The sequence below is a fragment of the Streptococcus sp. VT 162 genome, assembly GCA_000688775.2.
In the GTDB taxonomy this organism is placed as follows: domain Bacteria; phylum Bacillota; class Bacilli; order Lactobacillales; family Streptococcaceae; genus Streptococcus.
Genome location: CP007628.2, coordinates 1,937,249 through 1,951,459, shown reverse-complemented (window position 1 = coordinate 1,951,459; position 14,211 = coordinate 1,937,249). Strand labels below are relative to the sequence as shown.

General features: G+C 42.2%; 11 protein-coding genes and 1 pseudogene. All 12 read left to right on the top strand.

Annotated features, from left to right (window positions below; translation table 11 throughout):
* The first annotated feature begins 22 nt into the window (after positions 1-22).
* Positions 23-1,375 carry a DNA helicase gene (locus tag V470_09640; GenBank protein AHZ48666.1) on the top strand — a complete coding sequence of 451 codons (1,353 nt, stop codon included), beginning with the start codon at positions 23-25 and terminating at the stop codon, positions 1,373-1,375.
* A 1-nt stretch (position 1,376) separates the two neighbouring features.
* The gene (locus V470_09635; protein ID AHZ48665.1) at positions 1,377-1,643 is read left to right on the top strand and encodes a hypothetical protein; all 267 of its coding nucleotides are present in this window, start codon (positions 1,377-1,379) and stop codon (positions 1,641-1,643) included.
* A gap of 99 nt (positions 1,644-1,742) precedes the next feature.
* A complete protein-coding gene (locus tag V470_09630) occupies positions 1,743-2,864 on the top strand; it encodes a choline-binding protein D (GenBank protein ID AHZ48664.1) in 1,122 nt (373 codons plus the stop codon).
* Positions 2,865-2,980: 116 nt separating this feature from the next.
* Positions 2,981-4,822 carry a cell wall anchor protein gene (locus V470_10780; protein ID AJZ74462.1) on the top strand — a complete coding sequence of 614 codons (1,842 nt, stop codon included), beginning with the start codon at positions 2,981-2,983 and terminating at the stop codon, positions 4,820-4,822.
* A gap of 129 nt (positions 4,823-4,951) precedes the next feature.
* Positions 4,952-7,585, top strand: coding sequence for a DNA polymerase I (locus V470_09620; protein ID AHZ48663.1), 2,634 nt, complete (start codon positions 4,952-4,954; stop codon positions 7,583-7,585).
* Between the two features lie 280 nt (positions 7,586-7,865).
* Positions 7,866-8,156: a hypothetical protein gene (locus V470_09615; protein AHZ48662.1), complete on the top strand. Its 291-nt coding sequence runs from the start codon at positions 7,866-7,868 to the stop codon at positions 8,154-8,156.
* The gene (locus V470_09610) at positions 8,119-8,877 is read left to right on the top strand and encodes a nitrate ABC transporter permease (GenBank protein AHZ48661.1); all 759 of its coding nucleotides are present in this window, start codon (positions 8,119-8,121) and stop codon (positions 8,875-8,877) included. Before V470_09615 ends, V470_09610 begins: the two co-directional genes overlap by 38 nt.
* Positions 8,878-8,913: 36 nt before the next feature.
* On the top strand, positions 8,914-9,921 hold the full coding sequence (locus tag V470_09605) for a nitrate ABC transporter substrate-binding protein (protein AHZ48660.1): 1,008 nt from the start codon (positions 8,914-8,916) through the stop codon (positions 9,919-9,921).
* Positions 9,921-10,649 carry a nitrate ABC transporter ATP-binding protein gene (locus V470_09600; protein AHZ48659.1) on the top strand — a complete coding sequence of 243 codons (729 nt, stop codon included), beginning with the start codon at positions 9,921-9,923 and terminating at the stop codon, positions 10,647-10,649. The genes V470_09605 and V470_09600 overlap by 1 nt, the downstream gene beginning before the upstream one ends.
* A gap of 203 nt (positions 10,650-10,852) precedes the next feature.
* Positions 10,853-12,493 (top strand): annotated as a pseudogene (locus tag V470_10775) (cell surface protein).
* Positions 12,494-12,548: 55 nt separating this feature from the next.
* Positions 12,549-13,580, top strand: coding sequence for a hypothetical protein (locus V470_10770; GenBank protein ID AJZ74461.1), 1,032 nt, complete (start codon positions 12,549-12,551; stop codon positions 13,578-13,580).
* Between the two features lie 171 nt (positions 13,581-13,751).
* Positions 13,752-14,210, top strand: a complete 459-nt coding sequence (locus V470_09590) for a CtsR family transcriptional regulator (GenBank protein ID AHZ48658.1) — start codon at positions 13,752-13,754, stop codon at positions 14,208-14,210.
* Position 14,211: the final 1 nt, after the last annotated feature.

The following is a 14,211-nucleotide window of genomic DNA, read 5'->3' as shown; positions in this document are numbered from 1 at the left end:
TTGTAAAAGGAAGGAAAGTCAGATGGCAGAAGTAGAGGAACTGCGAGTTCAACCTCAGGATATTTTAGCAGAACAATCTGTTCTGGGGGCTATTTTTATAGATGAGAGTAAGCTCGTTTTTGTCCGAGAATACATTGATTCTCGTGACTTCTTTAAGTATGCTCATCGGTTGATTTTCCAAGCGATGGTAGATTTGTCGGATCGTGGGGAAGCGATTGATGCGACGACGGTTCGGACGATTTTGGATAGTCAAGGGGATCTCCAAAATATTGGTGGCTTGTCTTACCTTGTTGAAATTGTCAACTCTGTACCAACTTCAGCTAATGCAGAATATTATGCTAAAATCGTAGCTGAAAAGGCTATGCTTCGTCGCTTGATTTCCAAGTTGACAGAGTCTGTCAACCAAGCTTATGAGGCTTCTAAGCCTGCAGATGAAATCATCGCTCAGGCTGAAAAGGGACTCATTGATGTTAGCGAAAACGCCAATCGTAGTGGTTTCAAGAACATCCGTGATATTCTAAATATCAACTTTGGGAACCTAGAAGTTCGGTCACAACAAACAACGGATATCACTGGTATTGCAACGGGCTACCGTGATTTGGACCATATGACGACAGGTCTCCATGAGGAGGAACTAATTATCCTAGCGGCTCGTCCAGCGGTTGGTAAGACGGCCTTTGCTTTGAACATTGCTCAGAACATTGGGACTAAGTTGGACAAGACGGTTGCCATCTTTTCACTGGAAATGGGTGCGGAAAGTCTAGTAGACCGTATGTTGGCGGCCGAAGGATTAGTGGAGTCCCATTCTATCCGTACAGGTCAATTGACTGATGAGGAGTGGCAAAAGTATACCATTGCTCAAGGGAACCTAGCTAACGCGAGTATCTATATCGATGATACACCAGGGATTCGAATCACGGAAATTCGCTCTCGTTCACGCAAACTAGCTCAAGAAACGGGCAATCTAGGATTGATTTTGATCGACTACCTACAGCTTATTACAGGGACTGGTCGTGAGAACCGTCAACAAGAAGTTTCTGAAATTTCTCGTCAGTTGAAAATTCTAGCTAAAGAGCTAAAGGTTCCAGTCATTGCTCTCAGTCAGTTATCTCGTGGAGTGGAACAGCGTCAGGATAAGAGACCAGTCTTGTCTGATATTCGTGAATCGGGTTCTATCGAGCAGGATGCGGATATCGTAGCTTTTCTATACCGTGACGACTACTACGATCGTGCGGGTGAAGAAGAGGAAGGAATTCCAAATAACAAGGTTGAGGTTATCATTGAGAAAAACCGTAGTGGAGCTCGTGGAACGGTGGAATTGATTTTCCAAAAAGAATACAATAAATTTTCAAGTATCTCAAAGAGGGAGGCATAAGATGTCAGATGCATTTACAGATGTAGCCAAGATGAAAAAAATCAAAGAAGAGATCAAGGCGCATGAGGGACAAGTCGTTGAAATGACTTTGGAGAATGGCCGTAAGCGCCAAAAAAATAGATTGGGTAAGCTAATTGAGGTGTATCCATCTCTATTTATCGTTGAATTTGGGGATGTTGAAGGAGACAAACAAGCCAATGTCTACGTTGAATCCTTCACCTACTCAGATATCTTGACAGAAAAGAACTTGATTCGTTATCTAGACTAAGAATCCTAAAATGAAGTGAGCTTTGCTCACTTTTTTCTTTTTCTCCCGAATAGTATAAACGAGGGGAACCTCGGAAATTTATATTATTAAGGAGAATGAATGACGTTTTTTAAATCAGGAGTTAAGAAGAGTAGATGTACTCAGTTGAGTGTAGGGCTGGCTACTTTGTTTGTTACAAGTACCTTTTTGTTTGGTGGGGAATCGGTTCAAGCCGACAGTGTAGCGCGTGGAGATGACTATCCGCTTCACTACAAGAATGGTAGTGTAGAAATCGATCAGTGGCGGATGTATTCTCGCCAGTGTACCTCTTTTGCGGCCTTTCGTTTGAGTAGTGTAAATGGCTTTGAGATTCCTCCTGCCTACGGAAATGCGAATGAATGGGGACATCGTGCTCGTCGTGAAGGTTATCGTGTGGATACTAAGCCAGAAGTTGGGGCTATTGCTTGGTCGACAGAAGGTTATTATGGGCACGTGGCCTGGGTATCAAATGTGTCAGGGGATACGATTGAAATCGAAGAGTATAACTATGGGGTTCGGGAAAAGTATAACCGTCGAAAAGTCAAGGCTATTTCGATGACAGGTTTTATTCATTTCAAGGATTTATCTACTAGCCATAGTGCGGGTGAGAATGCTCGTAGCTCAGAGCTTCCGTCTAGTGGGACAATGGTATTCACGGGGAAATCGCCTATTATGGACCAACCGTCAAGTACAGGACAGGTTATTGACTACTATTATGCTGGTGAGAGTGTGAGTTATGATCAAGTTCTTGAAAAGGACGGTTATAAGTGGCTCGGCTATCTATCCTACAGTGGTGCTAGAAGATATGTGCAGTATGCAGAGTTAAGCAATACAGAGAATGGGTGGAAAAAAGAAGGAGGGAGTTGGTATTATCGCGAGAATGGTAAGCTAGCAACAGGATGGAAAAAAGTTAATGGCAATTGGTATCATTTAAAAGAAAATGGGGCCATGTCAACTGGCTGGGTTAAGGATGGCTCTCACTGGTATTATCTAAAGGCTTCGGGTGAGATGCAGACGGGATGGCTTAAAGACAAGGGAACTTGGTATTACTTAGAGGAATCTGGCCGGATGAAAGCTAGTCAATGGTTCCAAGTCTCGGGTAAACATTACTATGTTGATGCTTCGGGAGCCTTAGCTGTTAATACGATTATTGATGGCTACAGACTAGACAGTGATGGGGTAAGGATAGGAAGTGTTTCTTAAACATCATACAAGCTTTCTTCTTGTTCATAAAATTTTAAAATGGATATCGAATTAGTTGACGTTCTTTAAATAGTATAATATAATAACATTAAAAACTATAAAAGGGGCTTTGTCTAATGGACAAGAAGAAAGTTATTTTAACAAGTTTAGCAAGTGCAGCTGTATTGGGTGCTAGTGTACTCGTTTCACAGCCTTCAGTAGTTAAGGCAGATGAAGGGAAAGCAGAAGAGCAGGCAGTTGCTCCTGCACAACCACAAGCTGGAACAGAAGGGGAGAGCGGTGCTCAAACTGAAAAGGGATCAGAAAACGCTAGTCCAGCTAATCCTGGTGCGACAAATCCAGCTAAAATGACCAAAGAAGAGTTGATGAAGGCTTTGGATGAACTTGAGGAACAGGCTATTAGTGATATTGAGGATAAGGAAGCGATTGAGGACAAAGAGGATGCAGCTGAAGCTGTGAAGGAATATATCGGTAAGATGTATATTTCAGATACTCTTGAGTCTGGAGAGCTCAGCTTAGATAATATCATCGCTGAATTGCCAGAAGGTGCAGAAGATAAGGCTGTGGTAACAGGTCCTGAAGCTCAAACTAATAAAAAATTATCTACTGAGGAGAAGGCTCTACTAGACCAGGCTGAAAAAGATGCCAAAGAACAAGTTTCTCAAGCGACTGATGCCCTGGTTCAAGCCCTAGAATCTCTTGAAAATGCTGTAATTGAAGATATTAAAAAAGACGCTTCAATCACCAATAAAGAAGCGGCTATCAAAGAAGCCAAAGAAGAGATTGGTAAAGAAGATCTTTTGAAGGCTATCGCAGATGAGAATTTGGAGATTGGGGATGTTATTGTAGACTGGCCAGCAGATACGAGCGAGCACAAAACAGTAGCTGAACCTGTATCAGAATTCACAGATGAAGACCAAGCTAAGTTAGACGAAGCTGATAAAGAGGCTCAGGTTGATGCAGCTAAAGTTCGCTCAGATTTAATCGCTACCCTAGAAAAAATTGAAGCGATGAGCCAAGAAGATTTCTCAAGCCAAGACCAAGCAAAACTCGCCGCAGCAGATAAGGAAGCAGCAGAAGAAAATAGTAATGCGAAAAAACTTGAGCTAAGTAAATTAGAAGAGCAAGTTGCTAAGATTAAAGCACAATTATCAAGTTTACAAGTTTCTGGTGACAAGAATAGTCAAGTCAAAGACTTGCAACAAGCTTTAGTAGACTATGAGGATGCTATTAAGACTCTAAGCAGTGTCATGTCGGCTGTTCTTGAAATTGAAGACTTTAAAGGTGGGGTGAACGCAGTAGAAGCTGCAACTGCAGAGTTGCCAGAATACAACAAAGGTGTAAATGCGGTAGAAGCTGCTGTAAATGAACTCCCAGCCTATGCAGAAAGTGGCGCTCCAGTCGTAGCGAACGTTCCAGCTTACGGAGAAAGCGGAACACCAATAGTAAACAACACTCTTCCTTATGCAGAAAGTGGCGCTCCAGCCGTAGCGAACGTTCCAGCTTACGGAGAAAGCGGTACACCAATAGTAAACAATACTCTGCCTTATGCAGAAAGTGGCGCCCCGGCCGTAGTGAATGTTCCAGCTTACGGAGAAAGCGGTACACCAATAGTAAACAATGCTCTTCCTTATGGAGAAAGTGGTGCCCCAGCCCTAGCAAATGTTCCAGTTTATGCAGAAAGTGGTGCCCCAGCAGTGGCCAATATTCCAGCCTATGCTGAAAAGATTGAACCTGCAGTAAATGAAGTTCCAGAATACACTGGCAGTGTAGCTCCTTTGGCTACAAACCCTACTCTTGGAACAGAACAAGATCGTACCTACAAAGCGCCTGCAGCAACGGATGAGCAACTCCTTCCAAATACAGGAAGCCAAGATGCTTCAGCAATCGCATCGCTAGGATTTGTTGGTCTCCTTCTTGGTTTGCTACCATTTGCAAAGAGAAAATTAAACAAATAAATCGCATGAAATCAATAAAAGAAAAGGATTTGAATAGTCCTTTTCTTTTTTATGGTGAAATAGGGACAAGTCCACGTTTTTCAGCTCTTTCCGATGGTATTTTTCCTTGCTTTCCTTTATAATGGGTGTATGGACAAGAAAAAATTATTATTAATTGATGGATCTTCTGTTGCTTTTCGAGCTTTTTTTGCGCTCTATCAGCAGTTGGATCGTTTTAAAAATGCTAATGGCCTTCATACCAATGCAATCTATGGCTTTCAACTCATGTTGAATCATGTCTTAGAGCGGGTTGACCCCAGTCATGTTTTGGTAGCCTTTGATGCTGGTAAGACGACTTTCCGAACAGAGATGTATGCAGACTACAAGGGTGGCCGTGCTAAAACTCCAGATGAGTTTCGTGAGCAATTTCCCTTCATTCGTGAGTTGTTAGACCATCTTGGGATTCGCCATTATGAGTTGGCCCAGTATGAAGCCGATGATATCATCGGGACTTTAGGCCGTTTGGCTGAGAAGGATTCTTTTGATGTGACAATCGTTAGCGGAGATAAGGATTTGATCCAGTTGACGGACGAGCATACGGTGGTAGAGATTTCCAAAAAAGGTGTGGCTGAGTTTGAGGCCTTTACGCCGGACTATCTCATGGAAAAGATGGGCCTCACGCCAGCTCAGTTCATTGATCTTAAGGCCCTCATGGGGGATAAGTCTGATAATATCCCTGGTGTCACGAAAGTCGGTGAAAAGACGGGTATCAAGCTCTTGCTGGAACATGGTTCGCTCGAGGGTATTTATGAAAATATCGATGGGATGAAGGCTTCTAAGATGAAGGAAAATCTCATCAATGACAAGGAACAGGCCTTTTTATCTAAAACACTAGCGACCATTGAGACTCAGGCACCAATTGAGATTGGACTAGATGATTTGGTCTATAATGGCCCAGATGTGGAAAAACTTGGGAAATTCTATGATGAGATGGGCTTCAAACAGCTCAAACAAGCTTTAAATATTTCATCGACAGATGTGCCTGAAAGTTTGGATTTCACTATCGTTGACCACGTCAGTCAAGACATGCTGAGTGCCGACTCTATCTTCCACTTTGAACTCTTTGGGGAAAACTACCATACAGATGATTTGGTTGGTTTTGCCTGGTCCTGTGGGGATAAACTTTACACTACAGATAAACTTGAGCTCTTGCAGGATCCGATCCTCAAGGAATTTCTAGAAAAAACACCTCTGAAAGTGTATGACTTTAAGAAAGCGAAGGTTCTTTTAAATCGCTTGGGCTTGAATCTCCAGGCACCTGCTTTTGACAGTCGTTTGGCAAAATACTTACTCTCAACAGTCGAGAACAATGAAATTTCAACCATTGCGAGTCTCTACGGCCAGACTTATCTGGCTGATGATGAGACTTTCTACGGTAAGGGTGTCAAGAAAGCCATCCCTGAGAGAGAGAAATTCTTGGAGCACTTGGCTCGCAAGGTTGCTGTATTGGTTGAGACTGAGCCGGTTTTACTTGAAAAACTCAGTGAACATGGGCAATTAGACCTTCTCTATGACATGGAGCAACCTCTGGCTTTTGTCCTTGCCAAGATGGAAATTGCTGGAATCAAGGTCAAAAAAGAAACCCTACTTGAGATGCAGGCTGAAAATGAGGTCGTCATTGAGCAACTCACTCAAGAGATTTATGAGCTAGCTGGTGAGGAGTTTAATATCAACTCCCCTAAGCAGTTGGGCGTGCTTCTCTTTGAAAAACTGGGTCTTCCTCTAGAGTACACTAAGAAAACCAAGACAGGTTACTCGACGGCCGTGGATGTGCTAGAGCGTCTAGCTCCTATTGCTCCGATTGTTAAGAAAATCCTCGACTACCGTCAGATTGCTAAGATCCAATCTACCTATGTGATTGGTTTGCAAGACTGGATTTTGGATGATGGCAAGATCCACACGCGTTACGTGCAAGATTTGACTCAGACCGGACGTCTGTCTAGTGTAGATCCAAACTTGCAAAATATCCCTGTTCGTTTGGAACAAGGCCGTCTCATTCGTAAGGCCTTTGTACCTGAATGGGAGGATAGTGTTCTTCTTAGCTCGGATTATTCGCAGATTGAGTTGCGCGTTTTGGCTCATATTTCTAAAGATGAGCACTTAATTAAGGCCTTTCAAGAGGGAGCAGATATCCATACCTCGACGGCCATGCGGGTTTTTGGAATTGAACGTCCTGAAGATGTGACTCCAAACGACCGTCGTAATGCCAAGGCGGTAAACTTTGGAGTGGTTTACGGGATTTCAGACTTTGGTTTGTCTAATAATCTGGGCATCAGCCGTAAGGAAGCAAAAGCCTACATTGACACTTACTTTGAACGCTTCCCAGGTATTAAAAACTACATGGACGAGGTGGTGCGTGAGGCGCGTGATAAGGGTTATGTAGAGACTCTCTTCAAGCGTCGTCGTGAGTTACCAGATATCAATTCGCGCAACTTCAACATTCGTGGTTTTGCAGAGCGGACTGCCATCAACTCTCCTATCCAGGGTTCGGCAGCAGATATCCTCAAGATTGCTATGATCCAGCTAGACAAAGCTCTAGTTGAAGGTGGCTATCAGACCAAGATGCTGTTGCAAGTGCATGATGAAATCGTCCTCGAGGTTCCGAAATCAGAACTAGCAGCCGTCAAAACTCTAGTGAAACAAACCATGGAAGAAGCCATCCAACTCCGTGTTCCCCTTATCGCAGATGAAAACGAAGGGGCAACCTGGTACGAGGCTAAATAAGAAAGTTATGAAAGAGTTTGAAGCATTTGCCTTCAAACTCTTTTTCATGGTTTTCTGTAAGCAGTTTCCTTGACTTTTCCTTGTGTTTGCGTTACTATATGTCCATATAAGATACGGGAGTCTGTGTACAGTCTGAGAGGAAGTGTTAAGCTTCGACCGCACCTGATCTGGGTAATGCCAGCGTAGGGAAGGATACTTAGTCGAATTCTGCACCTTTTCCGTATATATGGGAAAGGTTTTTCTTTTTGTCAAAAAGAAAAACAGAGAAGAGGAGGTTTTTATGAAAGCAAGCATTGCCTTGCAGGTCTTGCCCCTATCACAGGGGGTTGATCGAATTGCTATTATCGATCAAGTGATTGCTTATCTGCAAGCTCAGTCCGTGACCATGGTGGTGACACCCTTTGAAACGGTCTTGGAAGGAGAGTTTGATGAGCTCATGCGCATTCTCAAAGAAGCGCTTGAAGTGGCTGGGCAGGAGGCAGATAATGTCTTTGCCAATGTCAAAATAAATGTAGGAGAGATTTTAAGCATAGATGAGAAACTTGAAAAGTATGATGAGACGACAGATTAGTCTTTTGGGATTTCTTGGAGTCTTGTCGGTCTGGCAGTTAGCGGGAATATTCAAACTTTTACCCAAGTTTATCCTGCCAACTCCTCTTGAGATTCTCCAGTCCTTTGTTCGTGACAGAGAATTTCTCTGGCACCATAGCTGGGCAACCTTGAGAGTGGCTTTACTCGGTCTAGTGCTGGGTGTCTTGATTGCCTGTATCATGGCTGTGCTTATGGACAGTCTAACTTGGCTCAATGACCTGATTTACCCTATGATGGTGGTTGTTCAGACCATTCCGACTATTGCCATAGCCCCTATCCTGGTCTTGTGGCTAGGCTATGGAATTTTGCCCAAGATTGTCTTGATTATCCTGACGACAACCTTCCCTATCATCGTTAGTATTTTGGATGGATTTAGGCATTGTGACAAGGATATGCTGACTTTGTTTAGTCTGATGCGGGCCAAACCTTGGCAAATCTTGTGGCATTTTAAAATCCCAGTCAGTCTGCCTTACTTTTATGCAGGTCTGAGGGTCAGTGTCTCTTACGCCTTTATCACAACCGTGGTGTCGGAGTGGCTGGGAGGTTTTGAAGGACTAGGTGTCTACATGATTCAGTCTAAAAAACTGTTTCAGTATGATACCATGTTTGCCATTATTATTCTGGTGTCGATTATCAGCCTTTTGGGTATGAAGTTGGTCGATATTAGTGAAAAATACGTGATTAAATGGAAACGTACTTAAATAGAGCGTTTTAGAAAAAGAAAAGAGGAAATGAAAATGAAGAAAACATGGAAAGTGTTTTTAACGCTTGTAACAGCTCTTGTAGCTGTCGTACTGGTGGCTTGTGGCCAAGGAACTGCTTCTAAGGACAACAAAGAAGCAGAACTCAAGAAGATTGACTTTATCCTAGACTGGACGCCAAATACTAACCACACAGGGCTGTATGTTGCCAAGGAAAAAGGTTATTTCAAAGAAGCTGGAGTGGATGTTGACTTGAAATTGCCACCTGAAGAAAGCTCGTCTGACTTGGTGATCAATGGCAAGGCGCCGTTTGCTATCTATTTCCAAGACTACATGGCTAAGAAATTGGAAAAAGGTGCAGGAATCACTGCCGTTGCAGCTATCGTTGAGCACAATACATCTGGAATCATCTCACGTAAATCGGACAATGTCAGCAGTCCAAAGGACTTAGTTGGGAAGAAATACGGAACCTGGAATGACCCAACGGAGCTTGCTATGTTGAAAACCTTGGTAGAATCACAAGGTGGAGACTTTGAAAAGGTTGAAAAAGTACCAAACAACGACTCAAACTCCATCACACCGATTGCCAATGGTGTTTTTGACACTGCTTGGATCTACTACGGTTGGGATGGTATCCTTGCTAAATCGCAAGGTGTAGACGCCAACTTCATGTACTTGAAAGACTATGTCAAGGAGTTTGACTACTACTCACCCGTTATCATCGCAAACAACGACTATCTAAAAGACAACAAAGAAGAAGCTCGCAAAGTCATCCAAGCTATCAAAAAAGGCTACCAATATGCTATGGAACACCCAGAAGAAGCTGCAGATATTCTCATCAAGAATGCACCTGAACTCAAGGAAAAACGTGACTTTGTCATCGAATCTCAAAAATACTTGTCAAAAGAATACGCAAGCGACAAGGAAAAATGGGGACAATTTGACGCTGACCGCTGGAATGCCTTCTACAAATGGGATAAAGAAAATGGTATCCTTAAAGAAGACTTGACAGACAAGGGCTTCACTAACGAATTTGTGAAATAATGACAGAAATTAGACTAGAACACGTAGGCTATGCCTATGGCGATGAAAAGATTTTAGAGGACATCAACCTGCAGGTGACTTCGGGTGAAGTGGTCTCTATTCTAGGTCCAAGTGGTGTAGGAAAGACAACCCTCTTTAACCTAATCGCTGGGATTTTAGAAGTCCAGTCTGGGCGAATTGTCCTTGACGGCGAGGAAAATCCTAAGGGGCGCGTGAGTTATATGTTGCAAAAGGATTTGCTTTTGGAGCACAAGACGGTGCTTGGCAATATCATCCTGCCTCTCTTGATTCAAAAGGTGGATAAGGCGGAGGCTATTGCTCGAGCGGATGACATCCTTGCGACCTTCCAGCTGACAACCGTACGGGATAAGTATCCTCATGAGCTCAGTGGAGGGATGCGCCAGCGTGTAGCCTTGCTTCGGACCTACCTTTTCGGGCACAAGCTCTTTCTTCTAGACGAGGCCTTTAGTGCCTTGGATGAGATGACCAAGATGGAACTCCACGCTTGGTACCTTGAGATTCACAAGCAGTTGCAACTAACGACCTTGATCATCACACATAGTATTGAAGAGGCCCTCAATCTTAGCGACCGCATCTACATCCTAAAAAATCGGCCGGGACAGATTGTCTCAGAAATTAAACTAGATTGGTCTGGAGACGAGGACAAGGAAGTCCAAAAGATTGCCTATAAGCGTCAAATATTAGCAGAATTGGGATTAAATACGTAGCCTTTTAAGAAATTAGTATATATTAAATACAAGCGAAATCCTTGCTTGTATTTTTTGTTTCAAAGCTGATGAACATGCATGATTAGGCTTAATATTTAAAGAAATGGTAAGTTAATATAAAAATAATTAAATTTTAGTTGACATTTTGTAATGGAACTGTATAATATAATTGAACCATTATAGACAATAAGGAGGATAATGTGGTGAAAAAGAGAACTAGTAAACTCTTTCATGGCTTGATGGCCTTGCTACTGGTTGTGTCGGTCTTTTTGCCTGCACTTAAAGTTAGCAATGTTGTTAAAGCGGAGGAACTACCAGCGAGCAGTTACACAATGAAGACTGTTTCAAAAATCAACAATAACAAACTTGTTGATGGCGCTAAGTACGGGGAAGGTAAATTCTATCTTCAACCAACTTATAGTTTCCCAAATGATGTAACCCTCAAAGATGGGGATTACATGGTGTATCATGTTCCGAACGAATTTAAGATTGAAAAAGATTCTGTTACGGAATTGAAAGCACCAGATGGGCAAACAACTATTGCTGAATTGACAACTAGTAAAGCAGATAACACAGCTACTGTCAAAGTGACAAATGCTGCTTACTTTGCTAATTTGTCAGAGAACAAGGAGATTACTGCCCTGTTTACAGTCGTTTGGGCAGATAGTGTTAAACTAAACACTCCTTATCAAATTAATATCCCAGGTGACCAAGTTTATACTTTGACTCGTATCGTCCCAGATGATGACCCAACTGGATTTACTAAATGGGGAGTTCAAGACTCAGACGACCCTAACTACGTAAATTGGCGTATCCGTGTTAACCGCTATGCAAAATCTTACACAGGGGTTAAACTCGAAGATACGATTCCAGAAGGACAAGTTCTTGCAAGTGAAATTACTGGTTACTACTTTACTGAGTGGAACAAAGCTGAAGCTCGTCCAAGACTAGAAGCTGCCCATATCAACGTTGTTGATGGAAATCACTTTACAATCACTCCAAACGGTGATGGTACAATGGACGGACAAGGTCTCTATATTCTATATAAAACTCGTCTAACTGCTCCAGTTGACAATGCAACTAAAAAAGCATTTAACGATGTAAAAGCGACAACCGATCAAGAAACATTTGATGTTCATGGATTTGCTGCTTTGACAACTACAGAAGGTATCGGTTCAGGTGCGAAGTCTGATGAGGTTGAATTCCAAGTTAAGAAAAAACTTGAAGGAAAAACTCTTGAGGCAGATGCATTTACTTTCCAATTGATTGCTCCAGATGGTTCTGTAACTGAAGCTAAAAACGATGCTGAAGGAAATGTTAAATTCCCAGCAGTTAAATTCTCTAATGAAGGTACATTCAAATACCAAATTAAAGAAGTAAATGACAACAAACCTGGCTATACATACGATGATTCAGTACTTGAAGCAGAAGTTACTGTAGCAAACGTGTATGGTCAAAAGATTGCAAGTGTTAAATATAAAGATTCTAAGAAAGAATTTACAAACACATACGCTGCTAAAGAAGCAAAACTTCAACTTGAAGCTAAGAAAGTCTTGAACGGTAAAGCTATCGAGGCTGGCCAATTTGAATTTGAGTTGAAAGAAAATGGAACAGTTCTCCACACTGTTTCAAACGATGCAAACGGTAAGATTCAATTCCCAGAACTTACGCTCACAGAAGAAAAAACTTATACATACACTATCTCTGAAAAAGCAGGTGATGTAGCCGGAGTTGAATACGATCCAAATGCTTATGAAGTAAATGTAGTCGTTAAAGATAACGGTCAAGGTCAACTTGTTGCAACACCAGATACAAAGAACATTACTTTCACGAACGTTTATAAAGCTAAACCAGCTAAAGAAACTATCACAGCTACTAAAGTCTTGAACGGTAAAGAGCTTGAAGCTGATAAATACGAATTCGAACTTAAAAAAGGTGAATGAAGCAGGCGACCACACTTACACTATCTCAGAAAAAGTAGGTAGTGAAGCAGGTGTGACATACGATACTGCCAAACACGAAGTTAAGGTGAACGTTAAAGATAACGGGGAAGGAAAACTTGTTGCAACTGTTACAGGTAACAACCCAACCTTCACTAACACTTATAAAGCTGCTTCAACAACTGTAAATATTACCGCTAAGAAAGTCTTAGAAGGTAAAGCCCTTGAAGCTGGCAAATATGAGTTTGAACTTAAAGAAGGTGAAAAAGTAATCGGAACAGCGACAAACGCTGCAGACGGTACAGTTGCTTTCGCAGGTATTGAGTACAAAGAAGCAGGCGACCACACTTACACTATCACTGAAAAATCAGGTAGCGAAGCAGGTGTGACATATGACACTGCTACACATAAAGTGACTGTTAAAGTTGTTGACAACGGTGCAGGCAAACTTGTTGCGACTGTAACTGACAACAACCCAACCTTCACCAACACTTATGTTGCATCTTCAACACAAGTAACTTTCACAGCTAAGAAAGTCTTGAACGGTAACGGTAAAGAACTTGCAGCAGGTCAGTTTAAGTTTGAACTTAAAGAAGGTGACAAATTAATCGAAACAGTTACAAATGCTGCAGACGGTACGGTTACTTTCAAAGCAAAAGATTTCGCCAAAGCAGGTGTCTACACTTACACTATTACTGAAGTAAAAGGTAACGATGAGAATATCAAATATGATGAGAATTCTTACAAAGTGACAGTTGAAGTGGTTGACAACGGTGCAGGCAAACTTGTAGCAACAGTTACAGGTAACAACCCAACAATCACTAACACGTACACTGCTAAGGAAAATCCTAAGGAAGATCCTAAGGGTGAACAGCCTAAGGGAGATTTGCCAAACACTGGTGGAGCAGACTTTACAGCATTCTCTACTATTCTTGGTCTAGTTCTTGCAGCTTTGGCAGGACTTGTATACCGTGCTAAAAAAGTTGACTAATCTCAACTTTGAATAAAGCAAAATGATGGTGACCGTTTTACGGTCCCATCTTTTTGTTTTGGATAGTTTATAATAATCTTCGCAACTCGCTCCCTTTTCCTTTAAAAAAATCAAAAATTTCGGTATAATAGTCAAAGATAGTCAAGGTTCAAAGAAGGAGTTTGATTTACTATGAGATTTAAAAATACATCAGATCATATCGAAGCCTATATCAAGGCGATTTTAGACCAATCTGGTATTGTGGAATTGCAACGGAGCCAGTTGGCAGATACCTTCCAGGTTGTACCGAGTCAGATCAACTATGTCATCAAGACCCGCTTTACGGAAAGTAGAGGTTACTTGGTTGAGAGCAAGCGTGGTGGTGGAGGCTACATTCGCATAGGGCGGATTGAATTTTCCAGTCATCATGAGATGCTCCGCGATTTGCTTTACTCGATTGGTGAGCGAGTTAGTCAGGAGATTTATGAGGATATCCTCCAGCTTTTGGTGGAGCAGGACTTGATGACCAAGCAGGAGATGACCTTGCTGACTGCTGTAGCAACGGATCGTGTCCTAGGGGAAGAATCCCCAGTTGTCCGTGCCAATATGCTCCGACAGCTATTGCAAGAGGTAGATAGAAAAGAGAAGTAAG